The following is a 24,390-nucleotide window of genomic DNA, read 5'->3' on the forward strand; positions in this document are numbered from 1 at the left end:
GAAGACGTAATAGGATCTGATCCGATCCTGGCGTTTTACCGATGACAAATCCCGCAAATCCCAATCCAGAGCGATCCGACGAGCACAAGCGCGAGCATCGCCAGCGCGTGCTCAAGGGCGGCACGATCATCACGGGCATCTCGAATTCGGAAGTTGGCTGCACGCTGCGCAATCAAAATGAAGGTGGCGCCGAACTCAAGGTTCCGCCCGAAGCGACGATTCCGGATCATTTCCTTCTCTATGTGCCCGTCGACGGCATCGGCTATCGATGCGAGGTCCGCTGGCGCCGCAACGGCCGGATCGGGGTGCACTTCACCGGAACCGAGCCGAAGCCCAGGACGCATTACGGCTGATCCGCGACGCCGGATGCGCCAGATGGTCTGCCTGCATCACGCCCCGGAGCCGTCGCGAAGCCTGACAAGCGCGTCTTTGTCCCCTCGGCCGGGGGCTACCGCGGCAGCTCCATTCTATCCCCGTTATCCACATGTGTGACACACAAGATGTTGAGGTCACAAAAGCTACGCAAACGAATCCTTGACGGCGCAAAACGAGTCGCCTTTTATAGGCCATGCGCTCCTGTTGAGAGCGCGACCGGAAAGTTCTGAGCCCGGTCTTTTTCCCGGATTATGTGCGTTTTTCCCCACATTTCCGCCTGTTTACGAGGCTGGCGGAAGCGTTGGGATTGCGGGGGCGTGGGCGATAAAAGGGAGAATTGTCGGACTGGAATAAATTGTCTGTTAACACTATATTTAGTGTTTGCAGGCAGGTTCGACGCTAGATAATGTGAATTTCCCTCGAGTGAGGGAATCGGAAAAAATCAGTTTTGAGGGACCCGCGGGTTCGTCGGTGAGTTGGACAGGCGCTTCGCAAGAAGTTTGACCAGCAAGGCGGACGAAGACCGCGAAAATGGAGAGCCGGCCGTTTTCGAACGCCGGCAGACGGCGGACATGCGCGTTTCGCATTGGGAGCAGAAATCTCCTGACGAAAGCGCTATATATAGACAAAAGGGACCGGACCAATGCGCATCGAGCGTCGTTTCACCAGACAGGGACAATCGGCCTACGCGGAGATCGAATTCCGCAAGGCGCTCTCCGAGATCAAGAATCCGGATGGCTCGGTGGTGTTCCGCTTGGACAATATCGACGTGCCGGCGCAATTCTCCCAGGTCGCCGCCGACATCCTGGCGCAGAAATATTTCCGCAAGGCCGGCGTCCCCGCGCGGCTGAAGAAGGTCGAGGAGAACGATGTTCCCTCCTTCCTGTGGCGCTCCGTCGCCGACGAGGCCGAACTTGCCAAGCTGCCGGAAGCCGAGCGCTACGGGTCCGAGATCGACGCCCGCCAGGTCTTCGACCGGTTGGCGGGCACCTGGACCTATTGGGGCTGGAAGGGCGGCTATTTCAAGTCGGAGGAAGACGCGCGCGCCTTCCGCGACGAGCTTGCCTACATGCTTGCCACCCAGCGCGTGGCGCCGAACTCGCCGCAATGGTTCAACACCGGCCTGCACTGGGCCTATGGCATAGACGGCCCGAGCCAGGGCCACTTCTATGTCGACCCGTTCACCGGCAAGCTGACGAAGTCGAAATCCTCCTACGAGCACCCGCAGCCGCATGCCTGCTTCATCCAGGGCGTGCAGGACGACCTCGTCAATGAGGGCGGCATCATGGATCTGTGGGTGCGCGAGGCGCGCCTGTTCAAATACGGCTCGGGCACCGGCTCCAATTTCTCGCTGCTGCGCGGCGAGGGCGAAAAGCTGTCCGGCGGCGGCCGTTCGTCCGGCCTGATGAGCTTCCTCAAGATCGGCGACCGCGCCGCGGGCGCCATCAAGTCGGGCGGCACGACGCGCCGCGCCGCCAAGATGGTCATCGTCGACGCCGATCACCCCGACATCGAGGAATTCATCGACTGGAAGGTCAATGAAGAGCAGAAGGTCGCCTCGCTGGTGACCGGCTCCAAGATCGTCAAGAAGCATCTCGAAGCGATCATGAAGGCCTGCGTCAACTGCGAAGGCCATGACGACGACTGCTTCGACCCCGCCATCAACACGGCGCTGAAGCGCGAGATCAAGGCGGCCAAGAAGGACGCGGTGCCGGAGAACTACATCTACCGCGTCATCCAGTTCGCCAAGCAGGGCTACACCTCGATGTCGTTCAAGACCTACGACACCGACTGGGATTCCGACGCCTACCTCACCGTCTCCGGCCAGAACTCCAACAATTCGGTGTCGCTGAAGGACAATTTCCTGCGCGCCGTCGAGGATGATGCCGACTGGCATCTCACCGCCCGCAAGGACGGCAAGGTGCTGAAGACGCTGAAGGCCAGGGATCTCTGGGAAAAGATCGGCTACGCCGCCTGGGCGTCGGCCGATCCGGGCCTGCATTTCAACACGACGATGAACGACTGGCACACCTGCGCCTCCGCCGGTGCGATCCGGGCCTCCAACCCGTGCTCGGAATACATGTTCCTCGACGACACGGCCTGCAATCTCGCCTCGATCAATCTGCTCCCCTACCGCAATGCCGACGGCACGATCGACATCGCTGCCTATGAGCATACGGTGCGGCTATGGACCATCGTGCTGGAAATCTCGGTCATGATGGCGCAGTTCCCGTCGAAGGAGATCGCCAAGCTCTCCTACGACTACCGCACGCTGGGCCTCGGCTATGCCAATATTGGCGGCCTGTTGATGACCTCGGGCATTCCCTACGATTCCGATGAGGGCCGCGCCATCTGCGCCGCGCTCACCGCCGTCATGACCGGCACCGCCTACGCCACCTCGGCCGAGATGGCGTCCGAGCTCGGCGCCTTCCCCGATTACGACCGCAATGCGCAGAACATGCTGCGCGTCATGCGCAATCATCGCCGCGCCGCCTATGGCGACAAGGACGGCTACGAGAAGCTGGCCGTCAACCCGGTGCCGCTGGTCGCTTCCGACCTCAAGCAGCAGGAGCTGGCGACGCACGCCAAGGCTGCCTGGGACCGTGCCATCGAACTCGGCGAGGAGCATGGCTATCGCAACGCGCAGGCGACCGTGATTGCGCCGACCGGCACGATCGGACTGGTCATGGATTGCGACACAACAGGCATCGAACCCGACTTCGCGCTGGTGAAGTTCAAGAAGCTTGCCGGCGGCGGCTATTTCAAGATCATCAACCGCGCCGTGCCGGAAGCGCTACGCACGCTGGGCTATTCGGAAAGCCAGATCGCTGAGATCGAGGCCTACGCCGTCGGCCACGGCAATCTCAACCAGGCTCCCGGCATCAACCCCGGCTCGCTCAAGGCCAAGGGCTTCACCGACGACAAGATCGCGGCGCTGAATGCCGCGCTGAAGTCGGCCTTCGACATCAAGTTCGTCTTCAACCAGTGGACGCTGGGCGCCGACTGGGTGAAGGAGACCTTTGGCTTCACCGACGAGCAGCTCAACGACTTCTCGTTCGAGATGCTGCCGGCGCTCGGCTTCTCCAGGAAGGACATCGAAGCCGCCAACATCCATGTCTGCGGTGCGATGACGCTTGAGGGAGCGCCCTTCCTCAAAGCCGAACACCTTCCCGTGTTCGACTGCGCCAGCCCCTGCGGCAAGATCGGCAAGCGCTCGCTGTCGATCAACAGCCACATCCAGATGATGGCGGCGGCACAGCCCTTCATTTCCGGCGCCATTTCCAAGACCATCAACATGCCGAACGACGCCACGGTGGAGGACGCCAAGAGCGCCTACATGCTGTCGTGGAAGCTGGCGCTGAAGGCCAACGCGCTCTACCGCGACGGCTCGAAGCTGTCGCAGCCGCTCAATGCCTCGCTGCTCGCCGATGGCGAGGAGGACGAGGACGAGGCAATCGAACAACTGGTCGCCGCGCCCGCCGCGCAGCGTGCGGTGCAGGTCACCGAAAAGATCGTCGAGCGCGTCGTCGAGCGTCTCTACCGCGACCGCGAAAAACTCCCGAACCGCCGCAAGGGGTATACGCAGAAGGCGGTCGTCGGCGGCCACAAGGTCTACCTGCGTACCGGCGAGTTCGACGACGGTCGTCTCGGCGAGATCTTCATCGACATGCACAAGGAAGGCGCTGCCTTCCGGGCGATGATGAACAATTTTGCCATCGCCATCTCGCTCGGCCTGCAATATGGCGTGCCACTCGAGGAATTTGTCGAAGCCTTCACCTTCACCAAGTTCGAGCCGGCCGGCATGGTGCAGGGCAATGACGCGATCAAGAACGCGACGTCGATCCTCGATTACGTGTTCCGCGAACTTGCCGTGTCCTATCTCAACCGCCACGATCTCGCCCATGTCGACCAGTCGGATTTCGACAAGACGGCACTTGGGCGCGGCATCACCGAAGGCAAGGCCACGCCCTTCTCCAAGGGCCTCTACCGCGGTGCCTCGCCGGTCAAGCTGGTGTCGGGCGCCGAACCCAAGGGATTCGGCGGTTCCGCCCCGGCCACGGCCCCTGCCCGCGTGGCGCCGACGGCCTTCTCCGGCTCCAACGTACTGGCGCTGAAGCCGGCGAGCGACGAGGCCATCGCCTACAAGCGCGACTATGAGGAACGCGCCAGGGAACTGGTCGAGGACATCGCCGAGGAGGAAACCGAGGCTTCGGGTGCCGAGGGGCTATTCTCCGACGCCGCCGCGCACGAGGCCGCCGAGGCCAAGGCACTCGCCGCCACCCGGCGCCAGCAATCGCTGATGCAGGGCTACACCGGCAACGAATGCTCGGAATGCCACAACTTCACCATGGTGCGGAACGGCACCTGCGAGAAGTGCGATACGTGTGGAAGCACGAGCGGGTGCAGCTGAGAATCTGAAGCGCTAGTAAAACGCAGCATTTTGGCCCGATCGTACGATCGGGCCGAAATGGCAAAGGGAACAAAAAGGGTACATCGTATAAGGAAGTCTTTATGTGACATCCCCGAAACACCAAAGGCCAATCCTTCCGGATCGGCCTTTGGTGCCGCGAATAAGCCGAAGCCCACGCGGGGCGACGAGATCAGAATCCCATCTCCTATGACAAGGTTACTATATGGAGATTCTGATCTAAGAGTCGAGAAGGCATCGGCAGCTAGTGTGACTTTAACGGCTCCCGGAAAGGGCTTTTTCGTTATGAAAATTGAACCCAGAATTAGCGCTAGTAAATTGGTTGAGTATTGTTTCGCTCGCTCCACTCGGCGAACTGCGATCATTGAAGACATCATCAGACCTAAGAACTTCCTCCTCGACACCCGCTACAACGAGATTGAACGTGCAATGATGCATTTCATTGAAACTCACGGGCAGGATGACAGCCGACTGTTCCAGCTCGACAGGGCCTTGTTGTCGCGCCAACCTGCCACCTCGCACGATGAACAAAGGCTTCTCACAGCTCACGATGCTATCGAACTTTGCCGTACTATGAGCTTGGCCAAGCTACCTACTGCTGCCAAATTAACCGGCGTTTCCGATAGCCAGCCAAAATTCCTTCTTGCCGGTGTCTCTATTAGCGTTCGACCGACAAACTCGGTCAAGATACCACAGGCAGGAAGGAGGGAATTTGGCTTCGGCTTGATCAAACCTTATCTCTCCAAAACACTACCATTGTCGACAGAAACTTCGGCGCTGCATGGAGCGCTTCTCCATTGGTACGCGGAGAAATGTTTCGGGGATGCCGGAGAACCACGCGCCGAACTTTGTTTTGTGGTTGATGTGTTTGCCCAAAAGACTTTCGCTGCACCCGGTAGCTTCAACCAACGCAGGAAGCTGCTGGCAGCTTCCTGCCAAGAGATCGCGGACAGGTGGCAGTCAATTCGGGCGAGACTAATTACTGACGAAGAAGCTAGCCGGAAACGCCATTAATAGCCTTGGTGCTGCAGTAGTTCTTGGTGCTGCTCGCCTTCGCCCCTTGATGTGGCAAAGGGTGAGCAGCGCCAGGAACAGCATGAAACTTTTAGGCAGCTTTGAACGAGGACTGTATGCGCTACGCCGTAGCGATTGAAAAAGCAGGCGATAATTTCTCAGCTTATGTGCCGGATTTGCCCGGCTGCATCGCGACGGGTACGAGCGTATCTGAGGTGAAAAACGAGATTCACACCGCAATACCCTTCCACATCGAGGGTTTGCAAGCCGACGGGCTGGACGTGCCGAAGGCGTCAGCTTTGCGGAATATGTAGAGGCATAGTCGATATCCAGGCACTGCTCAACACGGCGCTTAAAGACCTTCTTGCGAGCGAGGAGCAACTGGCCGGAGCAAGTAGATTAAAAAGGCACCAGGAAGGGGTGAACGATCGGCGCGCGTTTCAATCCGCGTCGGCCACCGTCTGCCGGCCGCCGGCCCAGGCGCACCATTGGCGCTCGTCGCCGTGGAAGACGTTGAGGTCGATGCGGCCGGTGACGCCATGCGATAGGCCGGAGCCGGAATATTGCCAGAACAGCCATTTGCGGCCGGGATAGACCTTTGAGGGGTGCTGCGCCACGGCGCGCAGCCAGAATGAATAATCGAGGAATTCGCCCCGAAGATTGTCGCGGTAGAAATCGGGCGCCGTGTAGATGATGGGTCGCTGGCCGTAATGGCGCTCAAGCTTGTCCATGAACACCCGCATCTTCTCCAGCACCTTTTCGCGCGACGGGCGCCGCTTGCAGCTGGATTCGCCGTTCCATTCGACGTCAATCACCGGCGGCAAGGCGCCCTCGACCCTGGGCACGTTGCGGATGAACCAGTCGGCCTGCTCGCCGGCGGTGCGGCACCAGTAGAAGAAGTGATAGGCGCCGCGCTTCAGCCCTGCGGCGTCGGCGTTGCGCCAATTCCTGGTGAACATCGGATCGAGATGGTCGCCGCCGTCGGTCGCTTTGATATAGGCGAAATTGGCGCCCTGGGCGCGCAGCTTCTCCCAGTTGACGTTGCCTTGCCAGCGCGACACGTCGACGCCATGCACGGCAAGGTGTCGCGGCGAAGAGCGGCCGAAATTGATCGGCTTGGCATCGCGAAAGCCGTAGCGCGTGACAGGCCCGGCCAGCATCGGAGGTGCCGCCCGTGACAAGAGCTTCGGCGGCGATACAAGCGCCGCCGGCTCGACGACCGGCGGCTCGACGCTGTCCGGCAGGTCGGGCGCCGGAAACGCCACCGTCTCTTCCTCCGCCAGGCCATAGGGCCGGACATTCTCGTCCACCGGCGTGGCTTCCGCCACCCTCCGTTCGGCTGCCATTCTCCGTTCGGCCTTGGTCACTGGGGCGGATGCGATCGGCGCGCTTGGTCGCACCACCGAGTTGGTGATCTCGTTCGACGGCTTCTGGATGTCCAGCGCGTCCATGCCGGATGTCGATGAGCAGCCGGCAAGGCACAGCGTTGCGATCACGAAACTGATGGCGCCTGGTAACCGCATCTGGACCTGTACTCAAACACAACAGACCGAAGGCGACGGCCGACGGACAAACCAGGTCTAGTTATGAACGAGAAATTACCAATAAAGATTGAATCAAGTTTTTAAGCATGTTCGGCACGGTTGCGGGTGTGGGCCGTGCGCGACGACAAGCGCAATCTACGCCTGCCCATCCTATCGCCTGAAGACGCCGATCATCGGCCCCAGGTTCCAGTAGTCGTCATTGCGGCCGATGGCCGGCGCGAGCAGGCTCGATATAGACCCGTCGAGGAACAGCGCATTGTCGCAGCCGAGCCCGTCGCGAAACAGGCGTGCGAATGTATGGAATGTCACCGTGCCATTCGAAATGGCGAACACGGCGACACCGTCCTTTCGCACCCCGACACCGTCGCGCGTTTTGCGAGAGGTGCTGTCGGCCCGGAATTTCTGGTGCAATTTGCCGTTGATCACCAGCATCGGCCCGGACTGCGTGGCATAATCGGTGGGCGGACGCTTCTTTAGGAAATCCCTTGTCGCGCGGACCGCGGCCTTGCCGTCGCTGATGTAGAAAATACCATTGGGCTGGAGCGAAAAATTGCCTCTTCCCGACCCGACCTTCGCCGAGGCCAGTTCCTGCCCGCGCTCGACATACAGGCCGACCGGCGCGAGGTTTGGATGGTACATTCCGGCATTGATGGCGAACAGCATCGTGCGCCCGGCCCGCCGCTGGGCATCGTCGAGATTGTGCAGCGATTGATAGGGCTTGCCGGCCGGATCCTTCCAGAACAATTCGATCCGATATTGCCTGGGATCGACCTCGCAGACCAGGTAGCTGGTGGCCTCGAAGACGAGGTCGCGGCACGGCGGCAACGAGGCGAACCATTGGCCGACCCCCATGCCGATCGCCGCCGCCGACGGCAGCGCGGTCTTGATCAGCGCGAGCAGTAATGGCGCGGATTGGAGGACAGTCAAAAGATCCATGCGCGCACCGGATTTCCAGTTCCAACGAGCCGCCGCCAGCATTCGCCGGCACGACGCAAGAACGGTCCCAAGCGGGAATGGATCAAACGGCCAAGGTCGACATGCGGCTGCCGACGCAAGACATCGGCGACATCATTGAACAGAGCTGACGAGCCGCTCGTCGCCGCCAAGGATGGAAACCCAGCGACCGCTGTTGTCGCTCGCCTGTCTCTTCAGGTAGCGATAGCCTGTCTGGTTCCAGAGGCGAACCTTGTCGCTGAGATTGTCGAGGATGAAATCGCCCTTGTCGGTGCGCACCGTAAGCACTGCGTGGCCTTCGCCGTCGGGCTTGCGCACCACCGTCATCAGCAGATTGGCAATGGCAATGCCGGCGGCCTGGAGTTCGCGCTGCTTTTCAAGCGCGTAGTCTTCGCAGTCGCCAAACCCGTTATCGGGGTAGGCCCACCACTCATCCTTGCCGTAGTTGTCCATGTCGCTCATCGGCTTGACGCGGGTGTTGACCGAGAGATTTACGGCGGAAATTTCCCGCAACAGCTGGCCGGTCATGCTCTCCGGAGCGTTGGCGGGCGAGCGGATGGAGCATTCGGCAGAATGGACCTTGCAAAAATCATAGTGCCCGATCGGCTGGGAGGTTTGCCCGCCGATGGTCATGGAAAGCGGTCCCGCATTCGCCAAACCCGCGGCCGAACAAAAAGCCGTCAGCGCCAACGCAAACCCCAAACCCCTCGCCTTGCGGCGCCAACCCACCGAGGATGCCATACGGCCCCACCCATCTATTTTTGTTAACAGAACGTTAAAGATGGATTTTGCCTGGAGTCAATGAAGGCGGCCGATCACATCTTTGGCGATCGACGCATGCCCGACCGGGGTTGCGCCGAAGCAACACCGGCTCGCACATTCCTGGAGTTGCCTTTTAGTCCCTTGTTTGACGCCGGCGGAAAACCGCTGCGCGCTTTCCGGGATTGCTTCAGGCAAGCCATCCCATCGCCAGGCCTAGCAGCAAGGCGATGCCGAGCCCTCCGCGATAAATGACGAAAGGCCAGGCTGAGAAGCGTTCCAGCACGCGCATCAGGCCCCATATGGCGAAGAAGGCGGATAGCGAGGCGACGACCAGGCCGACTGCGAGGATCGACCAGCCATGGGCATCGAGATGGGCCTTGTGCAGTTCCCAGAGCTCCTTGAGACCGGCGAGTGCGATGGCCGGCAGCCCCAGCAGGAATGAAAAGCGCGCCGCTTCTTCCCGCTTAAAGCCGAGCCCCAGTGCTGCCGTCAAGGTCGAACCGGACCGCGAGACGCCCGGGATCAATGCGCCGATTTGGGCGATGCCGACGAGCAGCGCATCGGCCATGGATGCCTGGCCCATGGTGCGCGCATGGCGGGCACGGAGTTCGGCCAGCGCCAGCAGGAGTGCCATGACGATGCAGGCCCAGCCGATGACCCCGAGGCCGCGCAGCGGCGAATTGCAGGCGTTGAGAAGGCCAGACAGAGCCACGCCGGCGATGGCGATCGGGATCGTCGCCAGCACGATCCAGAGCGCCAGCCGGAAATGTCGGTCGGCGAAATCGCGCCGTTTCAAGGCACTGACCGAACCGGACAGGATGTCCCTGACATCGTTCCAGAAGTAGCTGATCACCGCGGCGAGGGCCGCAAGCTGCATGGCGGCGGAGAAAGCGGAGCCGGGATCCTGCCAGCCCAGCATCGCCGGGACGACGCGCATGTGGGCGGTCGAGGAAATCGGCAGCAGTTCGGTGATGCCTTGCACCAAGCCGAGAAATGCGACCTTGGCGTAGCCCAGGCCGACAAAGCCCATGTCCATGCCTTGCATGCAGCTGTCGGCCATGTCGAATTCCATGTCAGAGAGATCGGAGTTGCGCGGGGAACGACTGGGGTGATCGGCCCCTGGGCAAGCCATACCGCCATGGGACGGAAAATCAATTTACGGATTTGTGAACTGGCACCCGGGAATGGGCGTCAGCGAGTGCGGAAGGCGCGTTCGAATATCAACACCGCGCCGCCTCGGCGCGTTGGCAGCACCAGGCAGTGGCCAGACCGGCCCGGCGGGTCGGCCTGCAAAAACTGGAGGAAATCACGATGCGATCAGGGGCACAGCCAGAGTTTCTGGCACGCCCTGGCGATCACGTGCGCCGGCGGCACAACCGGCTCCTCGACGGAAGGCCGACGCGCCCGTTCGAGCAGCATGCGCACCTGTTCCGGGCGCACACGATCGCGCTCCATCACAAGCAGGACCATCGGATCGCTCAAAAGCTCGTCCAGGGTACTGATGCTGTCGTTCATCCGTCGTCTCCTCGAATGCCGGCCCGCACCGGTTAAATAGGGAGACAATGATGGCTCGCCAATGACGCTTTGCCGGCTTTCGCGTGACTGTTTCGGTTATTTCGTGACTGTTTCGATTAATTTTTGTCACGGTCACGTAATTTCACCCTTCTGTTGGCCCGCTTCATCCGGCACAGCTCATCGGTTTCGGCGCTCAAGCGCCGATCCACCTTCTTTCATAAGGCGGGAAGGGAGGCCGGCCTCAGGCAGGCGGCGCGCCTTCGTGCTGCGGCAAGCCGTCATCGAGCACCACCCAGGGCTGCTTGGAGGCGGTCCAGATGTGCGTCTGCGGCTTGAAGACGGACGGATCGTCGAGTGACCCGGTGGTGACGCCTATAATGCCGGCGGCATCGCGCCGCGAAAACATCGTCGTACCGCAGCTTGGGCAAAACCCGCGTTTAATATCCGGCGAGCTGTTCGCGGTCGCCAACGGCCCTTCGACCGTCACATCGTCGATGCGAAACAGCACACGCGCATTGAAGGCGGCGCCGATCGCCTTTTGACAAAGCCGACAATGGCAGATGCGTTCGTTGATGGGCTCGACGTCGGCGCGATAACGCACCGCCCCGCACAGGCATCCGCCCTGATAGTTAGCCATTGCCGTATCCATTCCCGAGAAGATTTGATGCGAGACTATCGAGGCCGGATATCGGGTCAATTCAAAAGCATTGATACGATCCCATCGACTGCAGCGATAAAACTGCCGGCCGCCTCGAGGGAGACTGCCGGCAGCCAATGCCGGCAAGCTATTCGGTTTCGCCGACCACCTCGTCCCAGCTCTTCACCTTGGTCTCGCCGTTGAGGAACGGCAGCGCGGCGGCCGTCAGCTCTGGAGCGAAGAAGACGTCGTAGTGGGTGCGATTGGGCAGGATCGCCAGGCGGTTCCGCGACAGGTTTTCACGCATCCAGCCCGCGTCCTTCAAACCACCGCCGAGCATCTGGTAGAACTTGATCTCGTGCTCGGGCTTGTACATGTCGCTGTCGCCGTAGGCCAGCATGACCGGCATCTTCAGCTTGGGAACATCGGCCGAGTAGTCGTAGTTCTGGCGCATGAAGTTGCCGAGCGTATCGAGCAGCTTCGGGAACTCCTCGGGATGCGGCGCCACGGCGACGTAGGATTTGTACATCGGCGTGTCCTTCATGAAATCGGCCGCTGCCGCGCTCACTTGCGCCTGCTGCGGGCGCATCTCGTCATAGAAACCGTCGGCGGCATAGCCGGTCGAGACCAGCACAAGCCGGCGCACCGTTTCGGGGTGCTGGACGGCCATCCGGAAGGCGACACCGCCGCCCAGAGAATAACCCATGACGTCGACCTCGCCGTAGCCAAGCCGTTTGACGATATCAGCCATGTCGTCGCCCATCGCCTCCAGCGTGAACGGCCGGTCGCCAAGCGCGGTGCGGCCATGGCCTTGCAGGTCGACGGTGATGACAGTGCGATGTTCGGCAAGCTTCGGCAGAATGGGGGCGAACATGTCCGCTGTGCCGAGACCGCCATGCAGCAGAAGCAGCGGCTCGCCTTTGCCGTGGACGGCATAATAGTAATTCAGGCCGTTGATCGGCAGCAGGCCGGATTTTTCAGACTTCGGCGGTGTCTTCGCTTCGGTCATCATGGCAGATTTTACCTCTTTTGCGTTGGTGATGCCCGGACAGGCGAGAAGCGCCGCGGCCGAAGCAAGAATGGCGAAAAGCAGGGCTTTGGACATATCAATCTCCTCCAGTCTGTCCGTGTGTCGGTGCGTTCTTGAGCTGGCTGGTGCATCGGCCCCAACCCGCGCGAAAACCGATCGAGAATATTGGTCTGACCGGCTTCCGTCCCAAGGACGAACCAGCGAAATGCAAACCGACATCATCAAGGAGAAATTCTGGGGCTTTCCCGTGGATGAGGACCAACGGCGAAATCGAGGACGCGTCAGTGGCGCTTGGCTTGCACCAGATAGGCATCGATCTCGGTCTCGCCGAGCCACTTGGCCGCTTCCAGCCGATGCAGGCCTTCTACCAGGATATGACGCTTGCCGTCGTGACGGACCTGGATCGGCATCTTCATGCCATTTTCCAGAATGTCCTCGGCGAGATGACGGACCGTCTCGGGATGCAGCGTCTTCTTACGCGCCGTCGGCACGTAGATGTCGTCGACCTTGACCTTCTGCACTCTGAGCATGTCGACCCCCCGGGCGGAACGCCGCCTTGTCCTGAGATAGTCGCTTTGTTGACGAGGGCCAAGGGCGTGGCGACGAATAGGGCGGAGGCAACCGGGTTTGTCTGCCGCCGCGCAGTCGATATTGCGTATCAGCCTTTGTAGATACGGTCCTCGAGCGGCGTCTCGGCAATCAGCGCCTGCAGCCCTGATAGCAACGCCTTCTCGGCGCGGTTCATCGCCTTGTCCGGATTGACCAGCAGGAAGATATCGATGGCCGGCGGCGCATCATAGGGCGGCAGCCGCCACAGCGCGCCGTCGGCCACATCGCGCCGCGCCACATGCAGCGGCAGCGGGCCGATGCCGAGCCCGGCGACGATCATGCGCCGCACCTCCTCCAGGCTCGACGAAACGCCCACGACATCGGCGTTCAGCCGTGCTTCGCTACGCAACAGTGCGACCGGCCGCAGCGCATCCGAAATATGGTCGGTCTGGAACGATACTGACGGCTCGTCGCGGAGATCGGCGAGCGTCAGTCCGGTTTGCCCATAGAGCCTGTGCCGCGGCCCGCAAAAGAAGCCGAAGAACTCGCGATAGACCATGTCGTATTGCAGCGCCGGATCGCGCTGGCTGACCAGGCAGACGCCAAACGAAGCACGGCGCTCCCTCACCTGCTTGGCCACTTCGGTGCTTGCCGCGACCGAAATGGTGATGCTGGCGCGCGGATAGTTGCGGTGGAATTCCGACAGCGCCCGATCGAACAGCGGCGAGACCACATGGCTGGCGGTCGCGATCATGACGTGGCCGGTGACATCGTCGCTGATGCCGCGCATCAAGAGCGGCAGCTGCGATATGGTGCCGAACACCTCGATGCTCTGCTCGTAGAGAAGCCGTCCAACCTCGGTGAGCTCGAAGCGCGTCGCATCGCGTTCGACCAGCCGCCGGCCGACCCGGTCTTCCAGCCGCCGCAGCGCATTGCTGACGCTTGGCTGCTTGAGGTTCAGCCTCTCGGCGGCACGCGTGATGCTCTTCACCTCCGCGATGACGACGAATGTCCGCAAAAGGTTCCAGTCCAGATCCCAGACCAGCCGTTCGGGGCGCGGCAATGCCATTCCTGATATCTATGCTCCCTATTTCCATTATCTATTTGCGCAATGCTACCGCAAAGGCAATCATTGCCGTCAGGAGTGCGCCCCAACGCCTCCCAAGCCTTCGCGCTCCATCCAGAGGACAGGTTTCAAATGAACAAGGTATTTTCCGGCATTGCCGTCGCGGCGCTGCTGTTTGCGTCTTCCTTCGCTAACGTCTCGGCCAGGGCCGATGACCTCGAGAAGGTCAAGGCGGCGGGCGAATTGAAGATTTCCATGAGCGGGCAGTATCCCCCCTTCAACTTCGTCAACGACCAGAACGAGGTCGTCGGCTTCGACGCCGATATCGGCAAGGCCATCGCCGAGCGTATCGGCGTCAAGGGCACCATCATCACGACCGCCTGGGACGGCATCATCGCCGGCCTGCTCGCCAACAAATACGACACCGTGGTCGGCTCGATGACGATCACGCCGGAGCGTGAGAAGGTGGTCGATTTCGTCGGCCCCTACTATCACGCCGGCCGTGCGGTTTTCGTCAACCAGGATTCCAAGGTGCAGAGCCTCGACGAACTCAAGGGCAAGACCCTTGGCGTGACGCTCGGCGAAACACATGAGAAATGGGCGCGCCAACAGGGCGGCTGGGACATCCGCACCTATAAGGGGCTGCCGGAATTGCTGCTTGAGCTGAAGGCGGGCCGCGTCGACGCCATCGTCGTCGACAACATTCCGGTCATGGTCGCCGTCAAGGAGACCGGCGAGAAGGTACGCAAGCTCGACACGCCGGGTATCGAAGGCGGCAGCGTCGCCATCGGCATCGCCATCCGCAAGGACAATCCCGAGCTCAAGGCCGCCATGCAGAAGGCGCTGGACGGCATGATGGCCGATGGTACCTACGAGAAGATATCGATGCACTGGGTCGGCAGCGACATCCGCTAACTTCGCCAGGCTTCGGCGGTCCAGGCCGCCTGAAGCCGAAAGCCACTGCGCCGGGCCATTCCATGGATTTCTCCTTGATGCAGCGCGTCTTCCCGTTCTTCGTGGAAGCCGCCTTGGTGACGCTGGAACTGACAGCGCTGGCCCTGGTTCTGGGGCTGGCCGTGGCAGCACTGGCCGCGACCGCAAGAATGTCGAGATCGGCGGTCCTGCGGGCCATCGGCACGCTCTATGTGAGCCTGTTCCGTGGCACACCGTGCCTGATCCAGCTCTTCGTGCTCTATTTCGGCGGTCCGCAGATCGGCATCAATCTGGATCCGTTCGCGGCCGGCGTGATCGGCCTCGGCCTCAACATCGGCGCCTATATGGCGGAGTCAATCCGAGGCGCGGTGGTGGCGGTCGACCGGGGCCAGACGGAGGCGGCCCGCACAATCGGATTCGGCCGGTTCCAGACCTTGCGCAAGGTCGTGCTGCCGCAAGCCGCCCGGCTGATGATCCGCCCGCTTGGCGTCAACACGGTCGCGCTGTTGAAAGGCTCGGCCCTGGTGTCCACCATCTCGGTCGTGGAATTGACCTACACCGCCCAGCGCTTCATCGGCTCCACCTACAAGCCGTTCGAGATCTTCGGCGTCGCGGCCCTGCTCTACATGGTCATGGTCTATGCCGTCGCCCGTATCGTCGACATGCTCGACAAGCGCTTCGCAATCATCTGAGGGGCGGAAAACAATGCAAGGCCTGGATTTCACCGTCGTCGCGCCCTACTGGGATCTTCTGCTGACCGGCGCCTGGTGGACATCAGTGCTGACGGTCTCGGCTGGAGCGCTTAGCTTCGCCGGCGGCATCTTCTTTGCGGTTGTCGTACTCTATGCGCCGGCAATCCTGGCCTACCCCGTGCGCGCCTTCATGTGGGTGTTCATGGGCACGCCGCTGCTGTTGCAGCTCTTCCTGATCTATTTTGGCCTGGTGCAGGTCGGCATCGACATCCCTGCCCTCGTGGCCGGCATTGTCGGCCTTGGACTGCATTTTGCCGTCTACAATGCCGATGTCATCCGCGCGGGCATCGTGGCCGTCGATGTCGGCCAGACGGAAGGTGCACGCAGCATCGGCTTCGGCAAGTGGCAGACGCTGCGCCATGTCGTGATACCGCAGGCCATCCGCAACACGGCGCCGCCGATCGGCAGCAATTTGATCGCGCTGTTGAAGGAATCCTCCATCGTCTCGGTCATCGGCATTGCCGAACTGGTTCACTCGGCGCAACTGGCGATCAGCGAAACGTTTCGCCCTTTCGAATTCTACATCACTGCCGCCGCGCTCTACTACATTCTCAACCTCGTGCTCGAAGCGGCCCTGCATCGGTTCGAAAGACATGTGGAGGTTTCCCGATGAGCACGCAGCGGCCGATGGTCGAGGTCCGCGGCGCACGCAAATCGTTTGGCGCCGTCGAGGTCCTCAGAGGTATCGACCTGTCGGTCGAACGTGGGCAGATCGTCGCCATCATCGGCCCGAGCGGCTCCGGCAAGAGCACGCTGCTGCGTTCCATCAACCATCTCGAGAGTTTGAACAGCGGTGAGGTCTGGCTGGACGGCATGCAGGTCAACCAGAAGCTGCATGGCCAGGCGTTCGAAAGGCACATCAACAAGGTGCGCCAGCAGATGGGCATGGTGTTCCAGCACTTTAACCTGTTCCCGCATTTGACCGTGATCGAGAACATCACGATGGGGCCGGTGATCCTGAAAAGCATGCCGAAAGCCGAAGCTCGTGCGCTGGCGCTTGGTCTTTTGTCCAAGGTCGGGCTCTCCGACAAGATCGACGCCTATCCCTCGCGTCTTTCGGGCGGGCAGAAGCAGCGCGTCGCGATTGCCCGCGCGCTGGCCATGCAGCCCAAGGTGATGCTGTTCGACGAGGCCACCTCGGCGCTCGATCCGGAGCTGGTCGACGAGGTCAACGCGGTGATGAAGCAGCTTGCCGCCGAGCACATGACCATGCTCATCGTAACGCACGAAATGCGCTTTGCCGGCGAAGTGGCCGACAGGGTGCTGTTCATGGATGGCGGCGTGGTGGTGGAAGAAGGCCCGCCGGGCGACATCTTCCGCGCCCCGCAAAAAGAACGCACCCGCACCTTCCTCAAGAAATACCTTTCCGCCTGAGTACGACGATGACCAGATTGACCACTGAATTCCCCGATTTCGGACTGACGCCGGAGCAGCGCCGGCACGCAGTGCGCGGCCACTATTATGAGTGGCCGGGCATGGATGGCGAGCGCGGCGAAATCTGGTGCTACAGCGACCGCTTTTCCTACCGCGCAGGCGAGACAGTGACGCTGCATGTCAGTTCGACGGCTCCGTCCTTCAGCATGACGATCGTCCGCGACGGCGGCACCGAGACAAAGGTGTTCGAGAAGTCCGGCATTGCGGCGCGTTGGCAGGAAAGTCCAGACCAGTGCTCGGCCGAAGGCTGCGGCTGGGAAGCCTCGTTCGAATTCAGCGTCGGCAGCGACTGGCCGTCCGGCGCTTACCGGGTGACGCTGACTGCTGAAGGCCGCGACGGCAAGCCGATCCAATCCCATCATCTTTTCATCGTCGCGCCCCTGCCCGGCAAGAAGCCAGGCCGTGTGCTGCAGGTGGCGGCGACAGGCACCTGGCTCGCCTACAACACCTGGGGCGGCTCCAATCACTACCAGGGCATCACCGGGCCGGACCGTAACGAATATTCTCCGATCGTCTCGACGCAGCGCCCCTGGTGCCGCGGCTTCGTCGTGCTGCCCAAGGAGGCGCCGCGTGTGCCGTTGGAAGTCGCGGTGCCGCCGAAGACAGTGCCGCGCTATCCACACATGGAATGGGCGCTCGCCACCGGCCATTCGAAGAAATACGCATCGTCGGGCTGGGCGAGCTATGACAGCCACTTCTTCCGCTTCGCCGAACGGGCGGGCTACGCCGTCGATCTCGCCAGCCAGCACGATCTGCATTTCTCGCCCGACATTCTCGATGGCTACGACTGCGCCGTCTTTGTCGGCCATGACGAGTACTGGACCTGGGAAATGCGCGATGCGGTCGACAGCTACGTCGAACGTGGCGGCCATGCGGCGCGCTTCGCCGGCAACTTCATGTGGCAGACGCGGCTGGAGGATGAAGGCCGGCGGCAGGTCTGCTACAAATACCGCGCCCGAGCCGAGGACCCCGCCTATCGCGGCGGCGACGTCACCCGCGCCACCAATTCCTGGGAGGCGCCCGAGATCGGCCGGCCGGGTTCGGCGACCTTCGGGCTCAATGCCACACGCGGCCTCTATGCCGGATGGGGCGGTTGCGCGCCACGCGGCGTGCGCGGCTTTCCCGTGTATCGGCCCGAGCACTGGGCCTTTGCCGGAACCGGCATCTACTATGGCGACCTGCTTGGCGCCGACAGCCATGTCTATGGCTATGAGGTCGACGGGCTGGATTTCGAAATCCGCGGCGGCCTGCCCTACCCGACCGCGACCAGCGGCGCGCCGGACGGCTTGCAGGTTCTCGCCGTCGGCATGGCCAGCCAGGTCGAGGAAAGCGGCGATATCCCGATCGAGGATCAGTTTCTCACCGACGAGGATGGTCGCTTCAGCGCCGAGACGCTGTTCGGCGATCGGAGCGACGCCAATCTGGAAAAGATCAAACGCGGCAACGGCATGATCGTCAATTTCCCGCGCGGCAAGGGCGAGATCTTCCACGCCGGAAGCTGCGAATGGGTCGCCGGCCTGCTGAGGCAGGACCCGATGGTCGAACGCGTTACCCAAAATGTCCTCGATCGTTATCTCGGAAAGTCCTGACATGTCGAAAGCCCAGACCGCCGCCCCGGACATTGACGCCCGGCGCCAATCGCATCTGTTCTACCTCTCCAGCCTGCGGCGGCCGCTGATCGACCGTGCCGAGGGCATCTATATGTGGACGCAGGACGGCCGCCGTTTCATCGACGGATCGAGCGGCCCGATGGTCGCCAATATCGGTCATTCCAACCGCAATGTGCTCGACGCCATGAAGCGGCAGATGGACCGCGCCACCTTCGCCTACCGGCTGCATTTCGAGAACGAACCGGCAGAAGAGCTGGCGCGTGAGCTGGCCGGCAAGCTGCCCGAAGGCATGGACCGCATCTTCTTCGTCTCAGGCGGCTCGGAAGCGACCGAATCGTGCATTAAGCTGGCGCGGCAGTGGGCGGTGGCCACCGGCCAAGCCAGCCGCTGGAAGGTGATCACGCGCTTCCCCTCCTATCACGGCGGCACGCTGGGTTCACTGTCGATCACCGGCGACTACGCGCTGGCCGAGACCTTCACGCCAATGATGCGGGTGATGCCGACCGTGCCGGCACCGGCGGCCTGGCGCGACCGCGACAATCTCTCGATGGAACAGCGCGGTCTCCGCTATGCCGACATGCTGGAGGAGAAGATCCTGGCCGAGGGGCCGGAGAGCGTGGTCGCCTTCATCATGGAACCGATCGGCGGCGCGGCGACAGCGGCGCTTGTCGCGCCGGACAGTTATTATGGGCGCATCCGCGAAATCTGCGACCGCTACGGCATCCTGCTCATCTATGACGAAGTGATGAGCGGCGCCGGCCGCACGGGAAAATTCCTCGGCGGCGACCATTGGAACTGCAAGCCGGACATCGTCGCGCTATCAAAAGGCCTGGGATCGGGTTACGCGCCGCTCGGCGCGCTGGCGGCGCCGATGCAGCTGGTGCAGCCGCTGCTCGCCTCCGGCGGCTTCCAGCACGGCCATACCTATGCCGGCAATCCGCTCGCCTGCGCCGCAGGGCTGGCCGTGCTCGGCGAAATGGACCGCCTCGACCTGATCGCCAATGCCGCCGCCATGGGCGATGTGCTGATGGACGGATTGCGAGAGCTCGCCAAGCGCTTCCCGTTCATCGCCGACGTGCGCGGCAAGGGCCTGCTCACCGGCGCCGAGATGCTTGCCGATCCCGAAACGCTGCGGCCGATCGACCAGAGCAGGAAGGCGACGCAGCGCCTGCTCGACCTCGCCTATGAGCGCGGGCTGATCATCTACGGCCGCAAGGTCAAGGGCGGTGTCGACGGCGACAATTTCATGGTCGCACCACCGATGATCGTCACCAGCGAGCAGGTCGGCGAGATCATCTCCATCATCGGCGACTCGCTCGAAGTCCTGGCTGCCGAACTCGACCTTCCGGTCGAAGGCCGGGGATAAAACAATGGCGCCGAGAAAGGTCATCATCACCTGCGCCGTCACCGGCTCGGTGCATACACCGTCCATGTCGCCTTATCTGCCGGTAACGCCGGACCAGATCGCGGCGGATGCCATCGCCGCGGCCGAGGCCGGCGCCTCGATCCTGCACTTGCATGCCCGCGACCCAAAAGACGGACGGCCTACGGCCGATCCGGACGTGTTCATGCAGTTCCTGCCGCGCATCAAGCAGGCGACGTCGGCGGTGATCAACATCACAACCGGCGGCTCCTCCCTGATGACGCTGGACCAGCGGCTGGCGGCACCTTTGCGGGCCGAGCCCGAAATGTGTTCGCTCAACATGGGCTCGATGAATTTCGCGCTGTTCCCGATGCTCGACAAGCCAAGGGAATGGCAACACGAATGGGAACCGAAGCTGCTGGAAGCCACACGCGACACGATCTTCAAGAATACCTTCGCCGATATGGAGGGCGTTCTCGAGAGACTGGGCAAGGGCTGCGGCACGCGTTTCGAATTCGAGTGCTACGATGTCGGCCATCTCTATTCGCTGGCGCATTTCCGCGACCGGGGGCTGGTGTCGGGGCCGCTGTTCATCCAGTTCGTGCTGGGTATTCTTGGCGGCATTGGCGCCGATCCGGACAATCTCATCCACATGAAGCGCATCGCCGACAAGCTGTTCGGCGACAGCTACCAGTTCTCGGTGCTGGCCGCGGGCCGCCACCAGATGCCGCTGATCTCTATCGCCGCGGCCATGGGCGGCAATGTCCGTGTCGGGCTCGAAGACAGTCTCTACGACGGCCGCCAACTGGCGAAATCCAATGCCGATCAGGTGGGCCGTATCCGTGGCATTCTCGATGGACTGTCGCTGGAGGTTGCCACCCCGGCCGAAGCACGCGACATGCTGGCGCTGAAGGGTGGCGACAGGGTAGCGTTTTAATGCGACTGGCTGAGATGATAGTGCTCCGTCACACCTTGGCTCCCTGCTTGCCATGACAAGTCCGGAAAAAATCCTCCTCCGCCCCGGACGAATCGAAGACGTCGAAACCATCCATGCCGCAATTCTGAAGCTCGGCACCCATATCGGCGCGCCCGAAGAAATCGTCTCAACGCCAGACGATCTCAGGACCTGGGGCTTTGGCGAAAGACCTGCCTTCTCGACCCTGATCGCCGAAGTCGATGGCGAATTCGCCGGACTGTGCCTCTATTTCCCGATCTTCTCGACCTGGATGGGGCGGCCCGGCGTCTATGTGCAGGACCTCTATGTCGAGGACCGGTTTCGCGGTCGCAGGATCGGCGAGCGCCTGCTGCGGCGCGTCGCGACCGAGTGCCGCAAGCAAGGCGGCGCTTATCTCAGATTGTCCGTCGATACCGACAATGAGAGCGCAAAGGCCTTTTATGAAAGGCTGGGCATCGCCTGGTCGAGCTACGAGCAGACGCAGAAGATCATCGGCGACGCTTTCTTCGCCTTTGCCGACGCGCCGGAGGAAAAAGAATGAAAGCCTTCTACGCGCAGGAGCAGAAGCGCCACGACCCCAAGGCTTTCCTTTCCAGCGGCGCCCCGCAGCCCAATCCCGAAAAGCCGGAGCGCGTCGAGAGATTGTTAGCAGGCGCAAAATCGGCCGGCTGCACGATCGAGCGGCCGCGCAATCACGGACTTGGTCCGGTCGCGGCGGTGCACACGCCCGAATATCTCGATTTCCTGGAGCATATCTACACGCGTTGGCAACGCATCGAGGGTGCCTCGGCTGAAGTGATCCCCAACATTCACCCGATCGCGCGCAACGGCTCCTATCCGGCCTCCGCGGTCGGCCAGGCTGGGTACCACATGGCCGACACGGCCTGCCCGATCTCTGGCGAGACCTGGCAAAGCGCGCTGTGGAGCGCCTGGAGCGCGGTCGAGGCGGCGGAAGCGGTGATGGCGGGCGCGCCGGCCACCTATGCGCTTTGCCGCCCCCCCGGTCACCATGCGTTCGCCGACGTCGCCGGCGGCTTCTGCTTCATCAACAATTCGGCCGTCGCAGCACAGGTACTGCGCCGCCAAGCGGCACGGGTTGCGATCCTCGATGTCGATCTGCATCACGGCAACGGCACGCAAGGCATCTTCTATGCGCGGCCCGACGTGCTCACCGTGTCGCTGCATGCCGACCCGGTGCGCTTCTATCCGTTCTTCTGGGGACATGCCGACGAGCGCGGCGAAGGCCCCGGTCTCGGCTATAATTTCAACCTGCCCTTGCCACGCAAATCCGCCGACGCGGCGTTTCTGGAAGCGCTTGAGGTGGCGTTCCAGCGCATCCGCGCCTTCTCGCCCGACGCGCTGGTCGTAGCGCTCGGGCTCGACGCGTTCGAGGGTGATCCGTTCGGCGGGCTTTCGGTGACGACGCCAGGTTTCTCGCGCATCGGCGAAGCCATCGCCAAGCTCGGCCTGCCGACGGCAATCGTCCAGGAAGGCGGCTATCTCTGCGACGAACTCTGTGACAACCTCACCGCTTTCCTGACCGGGTTCGGCACCAAGGCACGCTGACAGGTCGAGCTGCGCCTGAGACCTCCATCGGTCAGAGCGAGAGCGGGAAATTTTCCACGCAATGTTTCGATCGGAAAATCCACCATCGTCTCCATCCCGCTGTTATTCCCAGACAATTCAACTTCCGAGTCGATCAAGGACAGGGATTGCCGACCCGCTGATGAATGGCGTCCACTGCCTTCTGCATCTCTTCGGTCCAGACAACCTCCACTGAAGACAGCGCCATTTCCAGCTGCGAAATGGTCGTGGCACCAATGATGTTCGACGTGACAAAGGGCCGGCTCGATACATAGGCGTTGGCGAACAGCGCCGGCTCCAGGCCGAAGGAGCGCGCCAGCTCGTTGTATTCAAGCTGCGCCTCGGCGGCATTGGGGGTCTCGTAACGCTGGCCGCGGTTGAAGAGCTGCGAGCGCGACCCCTGCGGGCGCGCGCCGTGATCGTATTTGCCCGAGAGATAGCCCTGCGCGAGCGGCGAATAGGCAAGCAGCGAGACCTCTTCGCGATCGCAGACTTCGGCGAGGTTCACCTCGAAGGTCCGGTTGACCAGATTATAGGCGTTCTGGATCGAGGCGACCCGTGGACCAATAGCTTTGTCAGCCTCTGCAATGAAGCGCATGACGCCCCAGGAACTCTCGTTGGACAGGCCGAAATGGCGGATCTTTCCGGCCTTCACCAGGTCATCGAAGACGGCAAGCGTCTCCGCGATCGGCGTTTCTCCGGTCGGCGCCCCGACGGAATCAGCGCGGCGCGCCACGGCCCCGACGCGCGTCGGATTGGCGCCCCAGGGTATGTCCCGCTCCGGCCAGTGGATCTGGTAGAGATCGACATAGTCCGTGCCGAGCCTGGCCAGGGACTTGTCGACGGCATCGAAGATATCGGCGCGCACCAGCTGCGACGGCCTGTCGCCGCGAAACCAGCTGTTTGCGGTGCGACCGACGACCTTGGAGGCGAGTATCACCTTGTCGCGGTTGCCCTTTGCCTTCATCCAGCTGCCGATGATCTTCTCGGTCCGCCCTTGCGTCTCCGCCTTGGGCGGGATCGGGTAGAGCTCGGCAGTGTCGATGAAATTCACCCCGCGCGAAAAGGCCAGGTCCATCTGGGCGTGGCCGTCGGCTTCGGTGTTCTGCTGGCCCCAGGTCATCGAACCGAGGCAGATCTGGGTGACAAGAAGATCGGTCCGACCGAGACGGCGTTTGTGCATGGAAGTGTGCTCCGGCGGGAAAAGCTTGCGCAGCTGCGCGGGGAAGGAATTTTCATCCTACAAGAAAGCAGAGGCGCTCTCCAAGCCTCGGCAAACCGACTTTTGCGTGAACCAGACTGCGCTAGCGGCGAGCCCCTGCCAGGGCGCGCCGCTTGGCCTCGTCGATCAGCATGTTGGCCACCTGCATGCGGATCATGGCGCGCTGGCGCAGGTGCGGCGCGACGCGATCGGGATGGTTGGAAAAGGCGAAACTGCGGCGCATGCGACCAAAGTCGGCGACAGCCTTAGGCGTGTCCAATCCCAATTCCACGGCAATCGATTCGGGATCGATCGGAGGCAGTTTTTCTTCGGGCCTTGTCTCTTCGCCCGCAAGTGCCAGCTTCGCATGATCGAGCAGGGCCGCGAACTCTGCGGCGAGATCCGCGCCTGCCTCGCGATATTCCGTGGCAAATCCGCTGCCAGAAACCTTGATGCGGCCCGAATGGAGCTCGTCGGCGACGGAAAGATAGTCAAACGGAATGGATGGGCGAGTGGCCGCCTCTTCGCCTCCCCCGTCCTTGTCGGAGGCGACGAAGAGGTCATCGAGCAACGAAGCGAAATCCCGCTTGGCGCTGGTAACGATGTCAGCCTCCCCAGTCTCACGGTGTGTTCGAGACATCCACCTTAGGGTCGGCTCGTTAAAAATGCATGCCGCCGATTTT

At 62.0% G+C, this 24,390-nt stretch carries 24 protein-coding genes; 13 read left to right on the forward strand and 11 right to left on the reverse strand.

Going from position 1 to position 24,390, the window contains the following annotated elements; translation table 11 throughout:
• The first annotated feature begins 41 nt into the window (after window positions 1-41).
• The 4 genes from FJ953_RS28340 (at window position 42) to FJ953_RS28355 (ending at window position 6,132) form a co-directional block, all read left to right on the forward strand.
• On the forward strand, window positions 42-353 hold the full coding sequence (locus tag FJ953_RS28340) for a PilZ domain-containing protein (RefSeq protein ID WP_140493741.1): 312 nt from the start codon (window positions 42-44) through the stop codon (window positions 351-353).
• Window positions 354-1,018: 665 nt separating this feature from the next.
• Complete coding sequence (locus tag FJ953_RS28345) at window positions 1,019-4,786, forward strand: vitamin B12-dependent ribonucleotide reductase (RefSeq protein WP_140625546.1); 3,768 nt, start codon at window positions 1,019-1,021, stop codon at window positions 4,784-4,786.
• A 303-nt stretch (window positions 4,787-5,089) separates the two neighbouring features.
• The gene (locus tag FJ953_RS28350) at window positions 5,090-5,818 is read left to right on the forward strand and encodes a hypothetical protein (protein WP_140561006.1); all 729 of its coding nucleotides are present in this window, start codon (window positions 5,090-5,092) and stop codon (window positions 5,816-5,818) included.
• 116 nt (window positions 5,819-5,934) lie between these two features.
• Complete coding sequence (locus tag FJ953_RS28355) at window positions 5,935-6,132, forward strand: type II toxin-antitoxin system HicB family antitoxin (protein WP_140561005.1); 198 nt, start codon at window positions 5,935-5,937, stop codon at window positions 6,130-6,132.
• A 126-nt stretch (window positions 6,133-6,258) separates the two neighbouring features.
• Here FJ953_RS28355 and FJ953_RS28360 read toward each other — a convergent pair whose 3' ends face one another.
• The 9 genes from FJ953_RS28360 to FJ953_RS28400 all read right to left on the reverse strand — a co-directional run bounded on the left by FJ953_RS28360 (window position 6,259) and on the right by FJ953_RS28400 (window position 13,878).
• The gene (locus tag FJ953_RS28360; protein ID WP_140625547.1) at window positions 6,259-7,341 is read right to left on the reverse strand and encodes a GH25 family lysozyme; all 1,083 of its coding nucleotides are present in this window, start codon (window positions 7,339-7,341) and stop codon (window positions 6,259-6,261) included.
• 171 nt (window positions 7,342-7,512) lie between these two features.
• Window positions 7,513-8,298 carry a phosphodiester glycosidase family protein gene (locus FJ953_RS28365; RefSeq protein WP_140564655.1) on the reverse strand — a complete coding sequence of 262 codons (786 nt, stop codon included), beginning with the start codon at window positions 8,296-8,298 and terminating at the stop codon, window positions 7,513-7,515.
• Window positions 8,299-8,430: 132 nt separating this feature from the next.
• The gene (locus tag FJ953_RS28370) at window positions 8,431-9,057 is read right to left on the reverse strand and encodes a transglutaminase-like cysteine peptidase (protein ID WP_140547555.1); all 627 of its coding nucleotides are present in this window, start codon (window positions 9,055-9,057) and stop codon (window positions 8,431-8,433) included.
• Window positions 9,058-9,265: 208 nt separating this feature from the next.
• Entirely contained in the window at window positions 9,266-10,138 is an 873-nt protein-coding gene (locus FJ953_RS28375) for an undecaprenyl-diphosphate phosphatase (RefSeq protein ID WP_140564657.1), read from the reverse strand.
• 257 nt (window positions 10,139-10,395) lie between these two features.
• Complete coding sequence (locus FJ953_RS28380; RefSeq protein WP_140493757.1) at window positions 10,396-10,593, reverse strand: hypothetical protein; 198 nt, start codon at window positions 10,591-10,593, stop codon at window positions 10,396-10,398.
• 241 nt (window positions 10,594-10,834) lie between these two features.
• Entirely contained in the window at window positions 10,835-11,230 is a 396-nt protein-coding gene (locus FJ953_RS28385; RefSeq protein ID WP_140625567.1) for a GFA family protein, read from the reverse strand.
• A 148-nt stretch (window positions 11,231-11,378) separates the two neighbouring features.
• A complete protein-coding gene (locus tag FJ953_RS28390) occupies window positions 11,379-12,335 on the reverse strand; it encodes an alpha/beta hydrolase (RefSeq protein ID WP_140625548.1) in 957 nt (318 codons plus the stop codon).
• A 206-nt stretch (window positions 12,336-12,541) separates the two neighbouring features.
• The gene (locus FJ953_RS28395; protein WP_006206067.1) at window positions 12,542-12,790 is read right to left on the reverse strand and encodes a ParB N-terminal domain-containing protein; all 249 of its coding nucleotides are present in this window, start codon (window positions 12,788-12,790) and stop codon (window positions 12,542-12,544) included.
• Between the two features lie 128 nt (window positions 12,791-12,918).
• Entirely contained in the window at window positions 12,919-13,878 is a 960-nt protein-coding gene (locus FJ953_RS28400; RefSeq protein WP_140493763.1) for a LysR family transcriptional regulator, read from the reverse strand.
• A 129-nt stretch (window positions 13,879-14,007) separates the two neighbouring features.
• On the opposite strand from FJ953_RS28400, the gene FJ953_RS28405 reads away from it, so the two are divergent.
• The 9 genes from FJ953_RS28405 to FJ953_RS28445 all read left to right on the forward strand — a co-directional run bounded on the left by FJ953_RS28405 (window position 14,008) and on the right by FJ953_RS28445 (window position 22,488).
• Window positions 14,008-14,790 (forward strand): ABC transporter substrate-binding protein, encoded by a 783-nt coding sequence (locus FJ953_RS28405; RefSeq protein WP_140493765.1) that lies wholly within the window; start codon window positions 14,008-14,010, stop codon window positions 14,788-14,790.
• 62 nt (window positions 14,791-14,852) lie between these two features.
• On the forward strand, window positions 14,853-15,500 hold the full coding sequence (locus FJ953_RS28410) for an amino acid ABC transporter permease (RefSeq protein ID WP_140517677.1): 648 nt from the start codon (window positions 14,853-14,855) through the stop codon (window positions 15,498-15,500).
• A gap of 13 nt (window positions 15,501-15,513) precedes the next feature.
• On the forward strand, window positions 15,514-16,173 hold the full coding sequence (locus tag FJ953_RS28415; RefSeq protein WP_140558526.1) for an amino acid ABC transporter permease: 660 nt from the start codon (window positions 15,514-15,516) through the stop codon (window positions 16,171-16,173).
• Window positions 16,170-16,934, forward strand: coding sequence for an amino acid ABC transporter ATP-binding protein (locus FJ953_RS28420; protein ID WP_140625549.1), 765 nt, complete (start codon window positions 16,170-16,172; stop codon window positions 16,932-16,934). The genes FJ953_RS28415 and FJ953_RS28420 overlap by 4 nt, the downstream gene beginning before the upstream one ends.
• 8 nt (window positions 16,935-16,942) lie before the next feature.
• A complete protein-coding gene (locus tag FJ953_RS28425) occupies window positions 16,943-18,583 on the forward strand; it encodes a N,N-dimethylformamidase beta subunit family domain-containing protein (protein ID WP_140625550.1) in 1,641 nt (546 codons plus the stop codon).
• 1 nt (window position 18,584) lies between these two features.
• Complete coding sequence (locus FJ953_RS28430; RefSeq protein ID WP_140625551.1) at window positions 18,585-19,970, forward strand: aspartate aminotransferase family protein; 1,386 nt, start codon at window positions 18,585-18,587, stop codon at window positions 19,968-19,970.
• Window positions 19,971-19,974: 4 nt separating this feature from the next.
• Window positions 19,975-20,904 carry a 3-keto-5-aminohexanoate cleavage protein gene (locus FJ953_RS28435; protein WP_140517681.1) on the forward strand — a complete coding sequence of 310 codons (930 nt, stop codon included), beginning with the start codon at window positions 19,975-19,977 and terminating at the stop codon, window positions 20,902-20,904.
• Between the two features lie 52 nt (window positions 20,905-20,956).
• Window positions 20,957-21,463, forward strand: a complete 507-nt coding sequence (locus FJ953_RS28440; RefSeq protein ID WP_140517682.1) for a GNAT family N-acetyltransferase — start codon at window positions 20,957-20,959, stop codon at window positions 21,461-21,463.
• The gene (locus tag FJ953_RS28445; RefSeq protein ID WP_140625552.1) at window positions 21,460-22,488 is read left to right on the forward strand and encodes a histone deacetylase family protein; all 1,029 of its coding nucleotides are present in this window, start codon (window positions 21,460-21,462) and stop codon (window positions 22,486-22,488) included. The genes FJ953_RS28440 and FJ953_RS28445 overlap by 4 nt, the downstream gene beginning before the upstream one ends.
• 133 nt (window positions 22,489-22,621) lie before the next feature.
• Here the strand turns inward: FJ953_RS28445 and FJ953_RS28455 are convergent, their stop codons facing one another.
• Together FJ953_RS28455 and FJ953_RS28460 are read right to left on the reverse strand one after the other, a co-directional pair.
• Window positions 22,622-23,689 (reverse strand): aldo/keto reductase, encoded by a 1,068-nt coding sequence (locus FJ953_RS28455; protein ID WP_140517684.1) that lies wholly within the window; start codon window positions 23,687-23,689, stop codon window positions 22,622-22,624.
• Between the two features lie 121 nt (window positions 23,690-23,810).
• The gene (locus tag FJ953_RS28460) at window positions 23,811-24,278 is read right to left on the reverse strand and encodes a hypothetical protein (RefSeq protein WP_140494990.1); all 468 of its coding nucleotides are present in this window, start codon (window positions 24,276-24,278) and stop codon (window positions 23,811-23,813) included.
• Window positions 24,279-24,390: the final 112 nt, after the last annotated feature.

This window comes from Mesorhizobium sp. B2-3-6, from assembly GCF_006442305.1.
Lineage (GTDB): Bacteria > Pseudomonadota > Alphaproteobacteria > Rhizobiales > Rhizobiaceae > Mesorhizobium.